This window comes from Massilia sp. BKSP1R2A-1, from assembly GCF_050586525.1.
Taxonomy (GTDB): Bacteria; Pseudomonadota; Gammaproteobacteria; order Burkholderiales; family Burkholderiaceae_D; genus Telluria.
This window is the reverse complement of the sequence record NZ_JBOBRE010000010.1, coordinates 125,609-141,516: the sequence shown is the minus strand read 5'-3', so window position 1 is coordinate 141,516 and position 15,908 is coordinate 125,609. Positions and strand designations below refer to the sequence as shown.

Sequence of the window (15,908 nt, the reverse complement as noted above, 5' to 3'; positions counted from 1 at the left end):
CATCTTTCAGGAAAAAAGCATTGCGCCCCTCCTGGCGCGCAATGCGGATCCGCTTACTTCTTCTTGCGGAACTTGGTGACGATTCCTGCAACTGCGGCTGCGCCGAGGAACAGGTAGGCGGTGCTTGGTTCCGGAACTTCGCAGGACGGCTCGCCGACGCCACCGCAGAACGGATTGGCCAGCACTTCGGCCATGACGCCTGCGTAAACGAAGGCAGTCAGGACTACCTTGCCATAGAGGTTTTTCATGTTTTTCCCTTGTTTTAGGTATGAGAACAGCTCCACACGGCACCTCTGAATTGCTGTAATGCTAATACTTCTTTCCAATTTGCACCATGTGAGCCGTGATATTCTCACGGGCATGATTTTTTTTCAAGGAAATTGTTCGATTTGTAAGATGAATGCAACGCGGAAATTGATGATAAGGTTTGATGATCCAGTATTTTTCCGGCTGGAAAGTAGAAAACTGACGACCGAGAACGTTTCAAACACTTGATATCGTCAAATGACAGGCGCTTTTTTCCGGATCGGACCGCAGTCGACCGTCGTTTCCCGTATGCGTCAGAATTGCCATAATTGCCACACTTTCCCGCATCTGTGGAGATCAGATGTGGCAAAATATGGCAGTTTATTATCAATATGGCAAATGCGGGAAGCGAGGAGTGCGGTGCAGTTTTACCCACACCGTCAGGAGAGCAGCAGCAGCCGGCAGGCTGCCGCGGTGTCTTAGTCGCGCAGCGCCTGTACCGGGCGAATCCGGATCGCCGACACGCCGTGGCGCACGGTCGAGCCAAGCGCCACCAGCAAGGAAACCAGCAGGGCGGCGCCCAGGGTCCAGACGCCGACCGGCGCCTGCTCGGTGAAGCTGGCGAGATAGCGCTGCAGGGCCACGAAGGCGACCGGCAGGCCGACCAGGGCGCCGATGCCGATCAGGGCCAGGAACTCGCGCGCCACCAGGCGGCCGATGGCGGCGCTGCCGGCGCCGTAAAGCTTCCTGAGCACGATCTCGCGCGCCTTGCGCTGCACGCTGTAGGCGGCCAGCACATAGATGCCGAAGGCCGCGATGGCGGTGGCAATCACGCTGGACGCGGCCAGCAGCTTGGCCAGTCGCAGGTCGTCGGCGTAGCTCTGCGAGAACAGGGCGGCCATGCGTTCGAGCTCCAGCACGTCGTTCGGGAAGTAGCGCGGCCACATCTCCTCGATCGCGGCCTGCACGGCTTGCTGGCCCTGGCTGGTGCGCACGGTGAAGGTGCCGATGCGCTCGCCCAGATAGTAGACGGTGGGCTGCATCGCCTCGCGCGCCGAGCGGTGGCGGATGTCCGGCGCCACGCCGATCACCTGCATCGGCTCCTCGCCGTTCGGCATGCGAACCGTCTTGCCCACCGCGTCCGCCGCGCTCGCAAAGCCGAACCTGCGCGCGCCGGCCTCGTTGATGACGATCTTGCCCCTGTCCTCGCGCTTGTCGCGCGAGGCATCGTATAGGCGGCCGGCAGCCGGCTTGAGGCCAAGCACCTGGAAGAATTCCGGGCTGACCGCGCTCCAGCTGATCTCGATCGGGTTGCCGCCGTCACGCTTGAGCGCTGTGCTGTTGAAGTTGACGGTGACGGGCGAATCGGTGACCGCGACCCCGCTGACGCCCGGCAGGCGCCGCAGGGCATCCTCGAAGGCGCGCACGTTGGCGCTGCGGATATCGTCGTCGGTACGTACGATCAGCAGCGGAGCGGGATCGAAGCCCGGATTGAGGTTGCTCGCGTAGTGGGTCTGCCAGGTGACCGCCAGGGTCAGGCTGGTCAGGCCCATGGCGGTGGCGAACTGCAGCACCGTCAGGATCCGGCGCAGGCGCAGGCCGCCCACGGTTTCGCTGTTGCCCCGGCCGGCCAGCGCGGCGCTCGGGCGCACCTTGATCGCCGACCAGGCGGGATAGGCGCCCGCCAGCAGGCCGACCAGGGCGCCCAGCAGCACGCTCACGCCGATGGCCGCAAGGCTGAACATGTCGTCGAGCTTGCGTTGCACGAGGTCCGAGAACACCGGCAGCAGCAGCCATGCCAGCAGCAGGCCAATCGCGGTCGCGACGAGGCAGACCAGTACCGATTCGGCCAGGAAGTGGCGGCTCACGGCGCCTGCGGAAGCGCCGAGTACCTTGCGCATCGCGATCTCGCGCTGGCGCCGCAAGGTGCGTACGGTGGCCAGGTTGACGTAGTTGGTGGCGGCCAGCAGAAGGATCAGCAGGCCGACGGCGGCCAGCCCGAAGATGGTCTTGCTGTCGCCGTGCGTGCTGGATTGTTCCTTGATCAGCGGGTCGAGATAGGCTTCGGCGAGCGGTCCGAGGCGGAACTCGATCATGTCGCGGCCATTCAGCGCCGCGACCTGCTCGGGGCTCTGGCGCTGGTAGAAGCTCGACGCCAGCATGGCGCGGCGGGCGGCATCGAGGACGGGCTGCACGGGCGCGCCGGGCGGCAGCTTGACGTACACGTTGCCGTGCGAGGAGCCCCAGTTGGTGGTGACCAGCTGGCGGTATTCCTGTTTCCAGATGCCGGTCCGGATGCCGGCCAGCGCAGCGTAGGGCAGGGTGGTCGCGGAAGGCTGGTCTTCGAGCACGGCCGCGACCAGGTAGGGCTGGCCCGCCACCTGCACCGTCTTGCCGACCACGTCGATGCTGCCGAAGAGCTGGACCGCGGTTTCACGCGTCAGCGCCAGGCCATCGGGGCGGCTGAGCGCCGCGCCCAGGTCGCCCGACAGCGCCTTGGGCTGGAAGATCTTGCGGAAATCGGGATCGACCACCGTCAGGCGGATCGAGCGCACGTTGCTGCCTGTGCGCACGTCGATGTCGCGCTGGATGAAAGCGCTGGCCAGCAGCGGCAGGCCGCTGGCCACCAGCGCGTCGCGCGCGGGCAGGCTGGTCGAATCGTTCCAGTTGCCCGAAGCGCCCGGTGTATTCCATTTCTGCATGAGCCGGTAGATCTGCTCACGCTGCGGCACGTGACGGTCGTAGGACAGCGAGTGGACCACGTAGCCGAGCAGCAGGAAGCAGGCGGCGAAGCCGACCGCCAGGCCCATGATGACGACCGCCGAGTAGGCGGGCTCCTTGACCAGCAGGCGCCAGCCGATGCGGAAATCACGAAGTATCATCTGTCTCCCCTCAGGCCGCCTGCAGCGCGTCGACCACCACGCGGCCGTCGACCAGGTGCAGGGTGCGCGAAGCCTGGGCCGCGTGCGCCGGCGAGTGCGTCACCATCACCACGGTCGTGCCTTCGGCATTGATGTTGCGCAGCAGCCGCATCACCTCGTCGCCGTGGGCGGTGTCGAGGTTGCCTGTCGGTTCGTCGGCCAGCAGCATGCTGGGCTCGGCCACCAGGGCGCGCGCGATCGCGACGCGCTGCTGCTGGCCGCCCGAGAGCTGGGACGGACGGTGGCGCGCGCGGTGCGCCACGCCCAGGCGTTCCAGCATGGCTTCCACGCGGCGGCGGCGCTCCGCAGGCGGGGTGCCGGTGTATTCCAGCGCCAGCTCGACGTTTTCGTACACCGTCAGCTCCTCGATCAGGTTGAAGCTCTGGAAGATGAAGCCGATCTTCCCGCGGCGCAGGGCGTTCAGGCGCGCCTCGCTCCAGCCGGCCACGTTCTGGCCTTCGAAGAAGTACTCGCCTTCGTTGGGCACGTCCAGCAGGCCGAGCACCGACAGCAGGGTGGATTTGCCGCAGCCGGAAGGGCCGGTGATGGCGACGTATTCGCCGGCCGCGATGTCGACGTCGACGCGGTCGAGCGCGCGGGTCTGGACCTCGCCCGCGAGGTGGATCTTGGAGACGCCCCTGAGTTTCAGCATGGTGCTTCCTTTCTTGTTCGATGGATGGGGATGTTATTGCGTGATCTGCAGCTGCTCGGCCTTGCCGAACGGCGCGTAGCCGGACACGACGACCTGCTCGCCGGGTGTCAGTCCGGAGAGCACTTCGACGTGGCTGTTGTTGCGGCGGCCCAGGCGCAGGGCGCGCTTCTCCGCGCGGCCGCTGTCCTTGTCGACCACGAAGGCCCAGGCGCCGCCGGTGTCGTTGACAAAAGGCCCGACCGGCAGCAGCAGGGCCTTGGCCGGCTGGCCCAGGGTCAGCTGGGCGTCCAGGCTCTGGCCCGGGCTGATCACCTCGGGCTGCCCTTCGGTGAAGACCATCTCGGCGGTGAAGCGGCCCTCGCGGATCTGCGGGAACACGGTGCTGACCTTGAGCGGATAGCGCCGGCCGTCCTGCGTCACGCTGCCCACCAGGCCGCGCGAGACCCGGCTCAGGTAGAACTCGTCGATCTGGAGCGCCAGCTTGAAGCGCTTGGGGTCGTCGATGCGGCCGACGTTCTGGTCGGGACGCACGGTCTGGCCGACCTGCAGGCGGAAGTCGGTCAGCACGCCGGCCGCGGGCGCACGCACGTTCAGGGCGTCGACGGTGGCGCTGACCAGCTGCAGCCCGGACTGGAAGCCGTCGATCGCGGTCTCCATCTGCTGCAGGCCGCGCTGGCGCACGCCTTCCTCGGTCTCGATGCTGCGCCGCTCGTTGTCCAGCACGCGGCGCTGCTGCGCCAGTTTGTCGGCCGATTCTTCCAGGGCCACCGCCGAGATGAAGCCCTGCTGGGCCAGGCGCTGGTTTCGGCTGTGCTGCTTGACGGCCTGCAGCAGCGCGAACTCGAGGTCGGCCAGGCGCCGGCGGTGCTCGGTGCGGCCGGCTTCCTGGGCCACGCGCAGGTTGGCGAGGTTGGAGATCTGCTGGGCGTGTTCGGCCTGGCGCTCCAGCAGGGCCAGGTTGCGCATCGGATTCGAGAGGCGGAACAGCAGCTGGCCCTTGGCAACCGCCTGGCCATCTTCGACCAGCACTTCTTCGACGCGGCCGGATTCGACCGAATCGAGCATGATGGAGTTGAGCGGCTGGGCAGTGGCGCGCACCACGATGTCGTCGCGGAACACGCCCTGGGCGACTGCTGCGATGCGCACGTCGGCGCGATCGACTTGCAGGCCATGCGGCATGAAGTGCCAGGCGCCGGCGCCGAAGGCGGCCACCAGCAGCAGGGCGGCGCCGGCGCGCACAGGGAGTTTGCTGCGGGACCTGGTCACCACCATGTCCATGGCGGCGCCGGTGACGGCTTGGGGAGGAATGCGATCCATAGCGGCTGTTTCATGTGAAGCGTGGATGATGCCTCCCTCTTCGCAACTTCCGTGCCACCCGCTTTTTCGCGGGTTTGGACACGGTTTCGGACAGAAGTGTCCGGAAGCGGACAGGTATGCATGTTCGGGAGCGGACAGCTGTCCGGCCGCCTGTCCACCTGGCCCGGATGCGCTGCTAGAATGCCCTCCATTCCCATCCGCGCACGGCCACGCATGTCTCCCTCGACCGCTTCCATCCTGATCCTCGACGACGACGACGACGTCGCCTGCGCCGCCCAGCTGCTGCTGCGCCGGCGGCACGCCAGGGTCGCGACCCTGGACGACCCGCGCGGCCTCGACAGCGTGCTGGGCGAAAGCGTGCCGGACGTGGTGCTGCTCGACTTTAATTTTGCGCCGGGACGGATCGACGGCGCGGAGGGACTGGCCGTCCTCGACCGCCTGCGCGCGCTGCCGCGCCCGCCCGGCGTGATCGCGCTGACGGCGTATGCCGATGTGCCGCTCGCGGTCGAAGCCCTGAAGCGCGGCGCCCTGGACTTCATCACCAAGCCCTGGGACAACGACCGCCTGGTGGCGGCGGTGGACAGCGCCGTGGCGCGCCGCAATGCCGCCGCGCCGGCACAGGGAGCCGGCGCCTCGCCGCTGATGGGCGAATCGGGCCCGATGCGCGAACTCAAGGCAATGATCGCCGCCGTCGCGCCGACCGAGGCGAACGTCATGGTGCTGGGCGAGAACGGCGTGGGCAAGGAACTGGTGGCGCGCGCCATCCATGCCGCATCGGGCCGCGCGGCCGGCACCTTCCTGGCCGTCGACATGGGCGCGCTGCCGGAGACGACCTTCGAGAGCGAACTGTTCGGCCACCGCAAGGGCTCCTTCACGGACGCGCGCGCCGACCGTCCGGGACGCTTCCAGGCCGCGCGCGGCGGCACGTTGTTCCTCGACGAGATCGGCAATATGCCCCTGGGCGCCCAGGCCAAGCTGCTCACCGCGCTGGAGCGGCGCGAAGTCACGCCGCTCGGCGCAGACCGCGCCGAGAGCATCGACGTGCGCGTGGTGAGCGCCACCAACCTCGAGGAGGCGCGCCTGTTCGACCCCGCCGTGTTCCGGCCCGACCTGCTGTTTCGCCTGAATACCATCGTGCTGCGCGTGCCGCCGCTGCGCGAACGGGCCGACGATATCCCGCAACTGCTGCACCACTACCTGTCGCGCTACGAGAGCCAGTACGGGCGCCCGGTGCGCGAGCTCGCCCCCAGCGCACAGGAACAGCTGTGCGCCTGGTCCTGGCCCGGCAATGTGCGCGCGCTGCGCCACGCCTGCGAGCGCGCGGCCATCCTGGCGGCGGGGCCGGACTACCGCTTCGAGGACTTCGGGCTGGCGGCGCCGGCGGCCCCCATCCCGATGCCTGTCGCCGAAGCACCCCAGGAAGACTTTCGCCTCGGCGCCCTCGAACGCGAGACCATCGCCGCCGCCCTCGACAAGGCCAAGGGCAATATCAGCCTGGCGGCGCGCATGCTGGGACTGAGCCGCGCCGCCCTGTACCGCAAGCTGGGCAAGCATGGCTTCTGAGCGGCGCCTGAAAACGGCGGCCCTGCTGTGCGCGCTGGGCGTCGCCGTGCTCGGCTACGGCGCCGGCATGGTCCACGATTCGCCGCGGCTGGTGGTGTTGTGCGGCCTGGCGGCGCTGCCGCTGCTGGCGACCTTGTGGCGCTGCCTGACGCGGCTGGCCATGCTGCGTCATCCCAAGCCTCCCGAGCCCAAGGCGGTGCTGAGCATCGAGCAGCAGCACCTGGTCGACAATGCGCAGGCGCTCGAAGCGCGCCTCGAGCACGCGCCGATCGCGCTGTTTCGCATCGAAGGCATGGAGGACGCCCGGGTCACGCCCCTGAACCGCAATGCCCGCAAGCTGGTGGCGCCGGGCCGCGCCAGCGACCCGGCGAGCCTCTCCCGCGAACTCGGCGCCCAGCCGGCCGACAGGCGCGGCATGGTCCAGTACGACACCGAGCGCGGCGTGGAACGCGCGCTGGTGGCGGCAAGCAACCTGTCGCTGCAGGGCGGCAGCGAGCGCCTGGCGGCCCTGATGCCGGTCGAGAGCGAACTGGAAGCGGCGGCGCTGGACGCCTGGCGCCAGCTGGTGCACGTGCTGACCCACGAGATCATGAATTCGCTCACGCCGGTCGCCTCGCTGTCGCGCACCGCCCGCGACATGCTCGAGGAATGCCGCGCGAGCCTGCCGCCGGACGTGGGCCAGGACCTCATCACCGCCGTCGACGCCATCGGCCGCCGCGCCGACAGCCTGGCCGCCTTCGTCGCGAGCTACCGCAGCCTGTCCAATGTCCCTGCCGCGCAGCCGGAACGGATTCTCGTGCAGGCGCTGTTCGAACGGGTGCGCGCGCTGGCGGCGCCCGGCTGGCGTGCACGCGGCGGCGAGCTGCAGTTCTCGGTGGAGCCGGCCACGCTGGAACTGGTGGCCGATCCGGGGCAGCTCGAACAGGCCCTGATCAACCTGCTCAAGAATGCCTTCGAGGCGACCAGTAACATCGAGCGTGCGGTGGGGCGCGTCAGCGCGCGCCTGGTGAAGGGCGGACGGCTGCGCATCGAGGTGTCGGACGACGGCCCCGGCGTGCCGCCGGAACTGGTGCGCCACATCTTCACGCCCTTCTTCACCACCAAGAAGCAGGGCAGCGGCATCGGCCTGGCGATGGTGCGCCAGCTGGTCCACGGCAATGGCGGCACGGTGCGCTACGCCAGGCAGGTGGCGCAGGGCGCGCGCTTCGTGATCAGCTTCTAGGCTCCCCGGCGAAGTAGCCGGACGGCGTGGCGCCGAAGGTCTTGCGGAACATCGCCGTGAAGGCCGACTGGCTGGCGTAGCCCAGCTGCTCGGCCACCTGCCACAGCGGCACGCCGCGCGCGATCAGCGAGGCGCCGTGGGCCAGGCGCACCTGGCGCCGCCACTGGCCGAAGCTCATCTCCAGTTCCTGTTCGAACAGGCGCGCCAGCGTGCGCTCGGACGCGCCGGCGCCGCGCGCCCACTCTCCCAGCGTGCGGCCGTCGCCCGGCGCCTCCATCAGGGCCTGGCACAGCTGCAGGAGGCGCTTGTCGCGCGGCAGCGGCACCCGGATCGGACGGGTCGGCGCCTGGGCCAGCTCGTCGAGGATGAGTTCCCCCAGCAGTCCGGCGCGCATGGACGGCAGATCCGGGCCGCCCGCCACCAGGGCCGCAATCAGCTCGCGCATCAGGCCGCCCACCTCGACCACGCGGCAGGTCTCGCCGGGAAACGGGTCGCGCGAGGCATGCACCCGCAGGGGACTCAGGCGGGCCGGCTCGAGCAGGGTCACCTCGTGCTCGACGTGGGGCGCGATCCAGATCGCGCGCTGCGGCGGCACGATCCAGCTGCCGCCGGCCGCGCTGACCCGCAGCATGCCGTTGGCGGCATAGGTCAGCTGGCCCCATTCGTGGCTGTGGGCGCCGATCGAGACGTCGGCCGGCAGGTCGCGTGCGGACAGGCCGACCGGGCGTTCGCCCGTCGGGGCGGGCCCGGAGGCCGGGGGCAGCAATGGTCGGCGGGGCGGCATGGCGGTTTCTCGACAAATGTTGACGCGCTATCTTAAAACGGACTGGCCGATCGTGCTTACACTGGCCTTTTCGACAAGAGGCAGCGGCATGGCAAACGACAACAACACCTTGAGGCAGGATGCCCGCGTGATCGGCCTGGTGGGCCTGGCGCACGGCACCTCGCATTTCTACCACCTGATCCTGGCGGCCCTGATCCCCTGGCTGAAGCCCGCGTTCCAGCTCAGCTACACCGAGCTGGGCCTCCTGATGACGGTGTTCTTCGTGGTCTCGGGCATCGGCCAGGCCCTGGCCGGCTTCGTGGTCGACCGCTTCGGGGCGCGCGCCGTGCTGTTCTTCGGGATCGCCATGCTGGGCCTGTCCGCGCTGCTGCTGTCGCAGGCGAGCGGCTATGGCGGCCTGTTGGGGGGTGCGCTGCTGGCCGGGGTCGGCAATGCGGTTTTCCACCCGGCCGACTACACCTTGCTGAACCAGCGCGTCTCGCGCGAACGGCTTGCGCACGGCTTCTCGGTGCACGGCATCAGCGGCAACATCGGCTGGGCCGCCTCGCCCCTGTTCCTGGCCACCATCGCAGCCAGCCAGGGCTGGCGCGTGGCCCTCCTGTCGGCGGCGGCGCTGCCGCTGCTCGTGCTGGTCCTGCTGGTGCTGAACCGCCACGCCCTGTATCCGGATCCGGTCCAGCGCCAGGCCGGCGGCGCGCAGGGCGGCACCTTGTCCTTCCTGAAGCTGCCCGCGGTGTGGCTGTGCTTCGGTTTCTTCCTGCTGACGGCGGTGGCGCTGGGCGGCATCCAGAGCTTCGCGACGATCAGCCTGGAATCCCTGTACGGCATCTCGCATGCGCTCGCGACCAGTTCCTATACCGCCTACATGCTGGCTTCGGCGCTGGGCATGGCGGCGGGCGGTTTCGTCGGCGCCGGCAGCAGGCGCCACGATCGCACCGTGGCCCTGGCGTTTTCGGCCGCGGCCCTGCTGGCCCTGGTGCTGGCGGCGGGCGCGGGACCGTCCTGGATGGCCTTGCCGCTGATGGGCCTGATCGGCCTGTGCTCGGGCGTGGCCGGCCCTTCGCGCGACCTGATGATCCGCGCCGCCGCGCCGGCGGGGGCGACGGGACGGGTGTATGGCGTCGTGTATTCGGGCCTGGACAGCGGGCTGGCGATCGGCCCGCTGCTGTTCGGCCTGGTGATGGATGCGGGCCGTCCCGGCTGGGTGTTCGCCGGGGTGGCGCTGTTCCAGGCGCTGGCGATCGCGACCGCGGTAGGCGTGGGCGGCAATACCCGCGCCCGGGCGGCGCAGCCGGTCGGCAGCGCCGGCTGAGCCCTTACAGCGGGGCGCTGCTGAGCTGACTTGACGCCCCTGGTGAGGCGGGCGCCGCGGCGGCATGCGCCTCGCGCTCCTCGCGCACCAGCGACTGGATGGTCCTGACGCAGGCGATGGTCGGGGAGCCGGACTGGGCGTCGGTGCCCTTGGCATAGGCGCGCGCGATGCGCGTGGCGACCGGCGCGCCGCCTTCCACCTGCTCGCGGTAGAGACGGATCAGGGTCACCACCGTCTCGTGCAATGCGTGGTGGGCCGAGCGCGCGATATTGCGTCCCGGTCCGCCCTGGCGCACCGAATCCGTGACGATCTGTTCGAGCTGGCGTTCGGCCCGCTCGATCAGCATGGCCACCTGGCCTGGCGTGAAGGTGATTCGCATGGTTGTCCTCGTGTCGCGTGTTGTCGTCCTGGATGTACTTTTTGCTTCAGGCCGCTTCTTCGGCGCAGCCCGCCCTGGCGCCCGATCGCGGCATGATCCGCGAAGGCCGCACCCGCGGGGGCGGCGGCGGGGGCGCGAAGGGCCGGATCTGGGTCAGGGTGCCGGAGAAGGGCGCTACCGCATCGTCGATCTCGACTTCTCCGCCCAGGCCGCCCCCTCCCGCGAGGTACTGGGCGATAGCGATTCTGACCAGCGTGCGGTTGGTGAGTTCGGAGCCGGGCCCGACTTTCCGGCTGTGGTGGACGAAGGTCGCCGTCGCGCCGTCGGGGCCGGTGATCTCGACCTTCTTCGGCAGCGAGAAACCGTAACGCCCGCTGGCCCAGAGCTTGACCAGGCAGGCACCTTTGTGTGGGGTAGAGAAGCTGAAGTTCATGAGCAAAATCGTAATCCCGGCTGAGCATATGCACGATTCGAAATTGTTCCAAACCGTAACGGGCGAAATATTCGTTTCCAGCTGTCATTGATGCTCGCGGATTTTTCTGTAGGGAATACAAGCCGCCCGACCGCGCATTTACACTGCCAGGTATGCCATGTCGACCCGGCCCGCCCATGCTATCTGCCGAATGCGACAAACCGATGTCGCCGCGCCAGCCGGGCGCGCCCGGCGTGCTGGTAATCTGCAGCGACATCGTCCGGGCGCAGCTGAGCCGCGCGGCCTTGGCATGCGCTGCATTGGCGGGTCAGGAGGGGCGGGCCGGCGCGCGGCGGCGCTGGCGAACGTGAGCCGCGAGTCCGGGCAGCGTGATTGTGCCCGGCCGCGCTGCCGGCCTATCCGGCGGCGCGTCTCAATCGACGGCTGCGGGCAGTTGGCCGGGGTCGTGCAGGCCGCTGTCGACCACGGCGCGCATGGTGGCCAGCAGCTGGGCGCCCTGCGCGGCGCCGAACTGTTCGTCGAAGCGGGCCTGGGCGCGGCGCCAGGCCGGCAGGATCTCTTCCACCTTGGCGCGTCCCGCCGCGGTGAGCTCGACCACGCGCTCGCGCCGGTCGGTGTCGCTGGGCCGCACCGCCACCAGCTCGGCGCGCACCAGCGGCTGCAGGTTGCGCGCCAGGGTGGTGCGGTCCATCACCATGCCCTGGGCCAGGCGGCTGACGGTGGCCGGGCGGGCGCGCAGGCGCGACAGGATCGCGAACTGGGTGACGCGCAGGCCGGAACCGGACAGCATCTGGTCATAGAAGGAGGTCAGGTAGCGCGAGGCCTGGCGCAGCGAGGAGCAGTAGCAGAGGGTGTCGGGCAGGGGCAGGTCGGGATCCATGGCGGCAGTATAGCCCCTGCCGCGGCAAAGGCCTACCGGCCGCGCCCCGGCGCCCCAGTCCAGCCGAGCAGGTCCGCGCGCGGATAGCCCCAGTCCGCCAGCGGCGACGGGCAGGGCGCGCCCTGGCGCTCGGCAAAGGGCAGGGTCGAGAAGTTCGGCTGGTCCGGCGCGCCGAAGCGGATGTCGGTCGCGGCGCCCTGGGCCAGCGAGGGCACGCGCGCGAAGCGCAGCCAGGCGTCGAAATGGCAGTTGTTCCGCTGCAGGGCGCGGAACTCGGCCAGGCTGCGCGTTTCGCTGAACTTCCAGGCCAGGGCGGTTTCCTCGCTGCCCGGCACGCCACCGAAGCGCGCCGGGCAAGCCGACACCGGGTTCAGGCCGGGCGCCAGGCTGAGCACGCCGACGCGCACGCCATAGCTGCCGGCCGACGCGTCTTCGCTCACGGTGGCGAAGGACCAGCACAGCGGATTGGCCGGGAACGAGGACAGCGGAATGTCGAGCACGCGCGCGCCCGGCGCCGCCTGGGCCAGCGCGGCGCGCACTTCCGCACGCGCCATCTGGCCGGCCACGCCCTGTACGCCGACGAAGCCCAGGCACAGCAGCAGGGCCGTCACGAGGCCGGCGCGCCCCCCGAAGCGGCAGTGTGCGGCGGCGACGAACAGGCCAATCGCCGCGAGGCCTGCGAACGAGCCCCATTGCAGGAAACCGAGCCAGGTGAACAGCAGGGGCATCGCCGCGAAGAAGGCCAGCAGCGGCCAGCGCAGGCGCGGCCCGGCAAGCAGGGACAGGCCCGCGCCGAGCGCGGTCCAGAACACGGGTTCGACGATGAACACCAGGTCGCCATAGAGCCAGCGCGAGTCGAAGGGGTGGAAGGGATGCACGCCGTAGACGTTGAGGCCGTCGAAGGACAGGTGCAGCACCATGCCGAGCAGGGCGGTGCCGAGCACGGCGCGGCGCCCCTGGCGGTCCTCCTTCATGAGGCGGCGCGCGCCGGGCCACAGCAGCCACAGCAGGGCCAGCAGCAGCGCCACCTGGGGCAGGGCGTAGAGCAGGGTGTGGGTATGGCCGCGGTGGTGGATCAGGTAGCCGAGCGGCGCGGGAAGCAGCGGCGTCAGCACCAGATCGAGGTCGGGGAAATTGCTGGCCAGGAGGCCGGTGGCCAGCAGGAGGCGGCGGCGCAGCCGTCCCCGGCTGGGGTCGGCGGGAGCGGGCAGGGCGCGGTCGACCAGTTCGCCCAGGGCGAGGCCGACGAGGGAGTGTGTCATATTGTCCATGCCGCACAGATTACACGAAACAACAATGATGTAAATCAACCACTTTTCGGCGTAAAACCATTACGTCTCTCTTTGAATTTTGATCCAAATCAAAAATTCCGCACCAGCCTGCGCATATAATCGGGCGCTGGAATTTTGCCCATGGGCAACAAGGAGTCTGTCGTGCGAAACAATCTGCCGGTGACCGGCATCGAATACGTCTTGAAAGAAGGCCAATCCATCGTCTCGAAGACGGATACCAAGGGCCGCATCACCTACGTGAATCCCAGCTTCATCGAAGTCAGCGGTTTCAGCGAAGCCGAGCTGCTCGGCAAGGCGCACAACCTCGTGCGCCATCCGGACATGCCGCCGGAAGCCTTCGCCGACCTGTGGGCCACCCTGCAGGCGGGCGAACCCTGGACCGGCCTGGTCAAGAACCGCCGCAAGAACGGCGACTTCTACTGGGTGGTCGCGAACGTGGTGCCGGTCAAGGAAGGCGGACGCGTCACCGGCTATATGTCGGTGCGTACGGCGCCCAGCCGCGAGCAGGTGAAGGCGGCGAGCGAGCTGTATCGCAGATTCCGCGCCGGCGAGGCCGGCGGATTGAAGATCCAGCGCGGCGCCTGCGTGCGCAGCGGCTGGCGCGCCCGGATCGCAGGCCTGCGCCGGTTGCCGCTGTCGAAGCGCCTGGGCTTCATGATGTCCAGCCAGTCGCTCCTGATGGCAGGACTGGGCCTGGCCGCCGACGGCCTGGCGTGGAAGCTGCTGGCCACGTTCGGCGTGGTCGGCACCCTGGCCGCCTGGGCCGAACTGCACCGCAGCATCGCGCGTCCCCTGCGCGAGGCCACCAGCGCAGTCTACGCCCTGGCCGGCGGCGACCTGTCGCACCCCGTCGAGGCGGGCCGCGACGACGAGATCGGCCGCCTGCAGCTCGCGCTGCGCCAGCTGAACGTCAACCTGACCGCCATCGTCGGCGACGTGCGCCGCAACGTGGCCTCGATCGAACATGCGACGCGCGAGATTGCGGCCGGCAACGGCGACCTGGCCAGCCGCACCGAAGCCCAGGCGGCGAGCCTGGAACAGACCGCCAGCAGCCTGGCCCAGATCGCTGCGAGCGCCGGCCAGAACCTCGACAGCGCGGTGCGCGCCGACGGCATGGTGATGGCGGCTTCCAGCATCGCCGGCAGCGGCGGCCAGGCCGTCACCCGCGTGGGCGATACCATGGAGCGCATCAGCGCCTCGGCCACCCGCATCGTCGACATCATCGGCCTGATCGACGGCATCGCCTTCCAGACCAATATCCTGGCACTGAACGCCGCCGTCGAAGCGGCGCGCGCGGGCGAGCAGGGACGCGGCTTCGCCGTGGTGGCGGGCGAGGTGCGCAGCCTGGCGCAGCGTTCGGCCGCCGCGGCCAAGGAGATCAAGGCCCTGATCGAAGCCTCGGTGCAGCAGGTCGGCGAAGGCAATCTGCTGGTGGGCGACGCCGGCCAGACCATGCGCCAGGTGGTGGATTCGGTGCGCGATGCCGCCGCCATCATGCACGGCATCACGGGCGCCAGCCGCGAGCAGGGTGCGGGCATCGACCAGGTCAATGCCGCCATGGCGCAGCTCGACCAGATCACGCGCGAAAATGCCGCACTGGTCGAGGAATCGGCGAATGCCTCGAACAGCGTGGCCGCGGAGGCCGCACAACTGATGCAAGCCTTGTCAGTGTTCCGGTTTACTGAAGCGCCCTCGGCGCGCGGCGTGCGCCGCTGATCTGCCGGGGACGGCCATGTTTGTGAAACATTTCCAGCTTGAATTTAACATTTGATTAATATCAAATACCTGTAGTCTTCCGCCCTTAAACTGCGTGCTGAGTCCATTGGTTTGCAATTTCGCAAAGCAACACCTTACGGAGGCGATTCATGCACGCAGAACGATCGGCCGCGGCCACTCCCCTGTCTCCGTCTCTCGACTATATGCTGGCCGTGGCGCGCCTGCCCATGTACGACCTGCGGCCGCTCTCCCTGTGCCTGCATATCCCTGATTTCTTCGCCGAAGCGGACCCGGATGCGGCCCTGGAGAGCTATCTGTGCTACCTGAAGCGGGAAGCGACGCTGCATGCGGTCCTGCTCGCAGGGACGAGCAGCGTCAGGCAGCTCGGCTTCGATGGCGCCGGTGCGGCCAGCCTGCCCGAACGCGCGCTCGATGCGCTGATCGGCCACCTGCGCCGGCATTTCCGTTTCATGGACGGCGACGCGGGCGACTATGAAGCCGCGATCGACGCCACCACCATGGCGCCAGGCCGTTTGCGACGACTGCGAGAGCGCGGTTTCCACCGGATCCGGATCCATTTCGACGGAGAAGGCGTCGGGCCCGAGCGCCTTCCGGTGCTGGTGGACGGCGCGCGCGGGGCCGGCTTCCGTTCGGTCTGCGTGGCGCTGGTATATGGCATGCCCGGTCAACGGCTCGGCCGTCTGCGCTGGATGCTCGAGACCGTGGTCGGCGCGGCGCCTGACCGTATCGCGCTATGCCATGGCAGCAAGATGTGCAGCGGGACCGCCCTGCCAGGCAGCGTGGCCCAGCGCATGCAGCAGATGTGCGCCGACCGCCTGGACATGGCGTCGTACACGCATGGCGGCGCCGGCCGCTATGCTCGCCTGCCCGGAAACACGGCGCCGGCGTGCGCCCCGGGCGGCTATGGCAGGCCGTCCACCCATCTGGTCGGATGCGGCGTGGGCGCGGTGGCCGCGGTGGGACCGGTGGCCTGCCGTAACGTGTCGGTCCTGTACGACTATTACCGCCTGCTCGACCGCAACGAGCTGCCGGTCGAACGGCTGTTGCCCGTAGATCAGACTGAGCCGTATTTGATGCAAGTCAAGGATTCCCGAGACGCCGATCAATAAACTGCCTGCTATTCGAGCCGCTTTGCAGTTCCGCAAACCGGCAGCAGCAGGAGTAGATTGA

Annotated in this window: 14 protein-coding genes; 5 read left to right on the top strand and 9 right to left on the bottom strand. The window is 68.8% G+C overall.

Annotation, left to right across the window (positions count from 1 at the left end; genetic code table 11):
* Window positions 1–53 precede the first annotated feature (53 nt).
* From ACQ7JA_RS16590 to ACQ7JA_RS16575, 4 genes are all read right to left on the bottom strand, one after another.
* Entirely contained in the window at window positions 54–248 is a 195-nt protein-coding gene (locus ACQ7JA_RS16590; RefSeq protein ID WP_430899676.1) for a PEP-CTERM sorting domain-containing protein, read from the bottom strand.
* 477 nt (window positions 249–725) lie between these two features.
* On the bottom strand, window positions 726–3,128 hold the full coding sequence (locus ACQ7JA_RS16585) for an ABC transporter permease (RefSeq protein ID WP_430899674.1): 2,403 nt from the start codon (window positions 3,126–3,128) through the stop codon (window positions 726–728).
* Window positions 3,129–3,138: 10 nt separating this feature from the next.
* Window positions 3,139–3,819 (bottom strand): ABC transporter ATP-binding protein, encoded by a 681-nt coding sequence (locus tag ACQ7JA_RS16580; RefSeq protein WP_430899672.1) that lies wholly within the window; start codon window positions 3,817–3,819, stop codon window positions 3,139–3,141.
* A 33-nt stretch (window positions 3,820–3,852) separates the two neighbouring features.
* Window positions 3,853–5,136: an efflux RND transporter periplasmic adaptor subunit gene (locus tag ACQ7JA_RS16575; RefSeq protein WP_430899670.1), complete on the bottom strand. Its 1,284-nt coding sequence runs from the start codon at window positions 5,134–5,136 to the stop codon at window positions 3,853–3,855.
* A 213-nt stretch (window positions 5,137–5,349) separates the two neighbouring features.
* Between ACQ7JA_RS16575 and ACQ7JA_RS16570 the strand changes: the two genes are divergently transcribed.
* Complete coding sequence (locus ACQ7JA_RS16570; protein ID WP_430899668.1) at window positions 5,350–6,699, top strand: sigma-54-dependent transcriptional regulator; 1,350 nt, start codon at window positions 5,350–5,352, stop codon at window positions 6,697–6,699.
* Window positions 6,689–7,921, top strand: coding sequence for a sensor histidine kinase (locus ACQ7JA_RS16565; RefSeq protein ID WP_430899666.1), 1,233 nt, complete (start codon window positions 6,689–6,691; stop codon window positions 7,919–7,921). Before ACQ7JA_RS16570 ends, ACQ7JA_RS16565 begins: the two co-directional genes overlap by 11 nt.
* Here the strand turns inward: ACQ7JA_RS16565 and ACQ7JA_RS16560 are convergent.
* Entirely contained in the window at window positions 7,911–8,705 is a 795-nt protein-coding gene (locus ACQ7JA_RS16560; RefSeq protein ID WP_430899664.1) for an AraC family transcriptional regulator, read from the bottom strand. The two genes, ACQ7JA_RS16565 and ACQ7JA_RS16560, sit on opposite strands and share 11 nt — an antisense overlap.
* 88 nt (window positions 8,706–8,793) lie before the next feature.
* On the opposite strand from ACQ7JA_RS16560, the gene ACQ7JA_RS16555 reads away from it, so the two are divergent.
* Window positions 8,794–10,017 carry an MFS transporter gene (locus ACQ7JA_RS16555; protein WP_430899662.1) on the top strand — a complete coding sequence of 408 codons (1,224 nt, stop codon included), beginning with the start codon at window positions 8,794–8,796 and terminating at the stop codon, window positions 10,015–10,017.
* 4 nt (window positions 10,018–10,021) lie between these two features.
* On the opposite strand, the gene ACQ7JA_RS16550 is transcribed toward ACQ7JA_RS16555, so the two are convergent.
* From ACQ7JA_RS16550 to ACQ7JA_RS16535, 4 genes are all read right to left on the bottom strand, one after another.
* Entirely contained in the window at window positions 10,022–10,396 is a 375-nt protein-coding gene (locus tag ACQ7JA_RS16550) for a hypothetical protein (protein ID WP_430899660.1), read from the bottom strand.
* A gap of 46 nt (window positions 10,397–10,442) precedes the next feature.
* Window positions 10,443–10,835, bottom strand: a complete 393-nt coding sequence (locus ACQ7JA_RS16545) for a hypothetical protein (RefSeq protein WP_430899658.1) — start codon at window positions 10,833–10,835, stop codon at window positions 10,443–10,445.
* 406 nt (window positions 10,836–11,241) lie between these two features.
* The gene (locus ACQ7JA_RS16540; protein WP_430899656.1) at window positions 11,242–11,709 is read right to left on the bottom strand and encodes a MarR family winged helix-turn-helix transcriptional regulator; all 468 of its coding nucleotides are present in this window, start codon (window positions 11,707–11,709) and stop codon (window positions 11,242–11,244) included.
* Between the two features lie 32 nt (window positions 11,710–11,741).
* Window positions 11,742–12,971: a metal-dependent hydrolase gene (locus ACQ7JA_RS16535; RefSeq protein ID WP_430899654.1), complete on the bottom strand. Its 1,230-nt coding sequence runs from the start codon at window positions 12,969–12,971 to the stop codon at window positions 11,742–11,744.
* Window positions 12,972–13,142: 171 nt separating this feature from the next.
* Between ACQ7JA_RS16535 and ACQ7JA_RS16530 the strand changes: the two genes are divergently transcribed.
* Window positions 13,143–14,717, top strand: coding sequence for a methyl-accepting chemotaxis protein (locus ACQ7JA_RS16530; RefSeq protein WP_430899652.1), 1,575 nt, complete (start codon window positions 13,143–13,145; stop codon window positions 14,715–14,717).
* A gap of 149 nt (window positions 14,718–14,866) precedes the next feature.
* On the top strand, window positions 14,867–15,847 hold the full coding sequence (locus tag ACQ7JA_RS16525) for a hypothetical protein (protein ID WP_430899650.1): 981 nt from the start codon (window positions 14,867–14,869) through the stop codon (window positions 15,845–15,847).
* Window positions 15,848–15,908 lie beyond the last annotated feature (61 nt).

Coding starts and splice junctions, on each gene's coding strand:
- ACQ7JA_RS16535 (WP_430899654.1), bottom strand. CDS start 12,971: ATGACACACTCCCTCGTCGGCCTCGCCCTGGGCGAACTGGTCGACCGC.
- ACQ7JA_RS16550 (WP_430899660.1), bottom strand. CDS start 10,396: ATGCGAATCACCTTCACGCCAGGCCAGGTGGCCATGCTGATCGAGCGG.
- ACQ7JA_RS16580 (WP_430899672.1), bottom strand. CDS start 3,819: ATGCTGAAACTCAGGGGCGTCTCCAAGATCCACCTCGCGGGCGAGGTC.
- ACQ7JA_RS16585 (WP_430899674.1), bottom strand. CDS start 3,128: ATGATACTTCGTGATTTCCGCATCGGCTGGCGCCTGCTGGTCAAGGAG.
- ACQ7JA_RS16525 (WP_430899650.1), top strand. CDS start 14,867: ATGCACGCAGAACGATCGGCCGCGGCCACTCCCCTGTCTCCGTCTCTC.
- ACQ7JA_RS16570 (WP_430899668.1), top strand. CDS start 5,350: ATGTCTCCCTCGACCGCTTCCATCCTGATCCTCGACGACGACGACGAC.
- ACQ7JA_RS16560 (WP_430899664.1), bottom strand. CDS start 8,705: ATGCCGCCCCGCCGACCATTGCTGCCCCCGGCCTCCGGGCCCGCCCCG.
- ACQ7JA_RS16555 (WP_430899662.1), top strand. CDS start 8,794: ATGGCAAACGACAACAACACCTTGAGGCAGGATGCCCGCGTGATCGGC.
- ACQ7JA_RS16565 (WP_430899666.1), top strand. CDS start 6,689: ATGGCTTCTGAGCGGCGCCTGAAAACGGCGGCCCTGCTGTGCGCGCTG.
- ACQ7JA_RS16575 (WP_430899670.1), bottom strand. CDS start 5,136: ATGGATCGCATTCCTCCCCAAGCCGTCACCGGCGCCGCCATGGACATG.
- ACQ7JA_RS16590 (WP_430899676.1), bottom strand. CDS start 248: ATGAAAAACCTCTATGGCAAGGTAGTCCTGACTGCCTTCGTTTACGCA.
- ACQ7JA_RS16540 (WP_430899656.1), bottom strand. CDS start 11,709: ATGGATCCCGACCTGCCCCTGCCCGACACCCTCTGCTACTGCTCCTCG.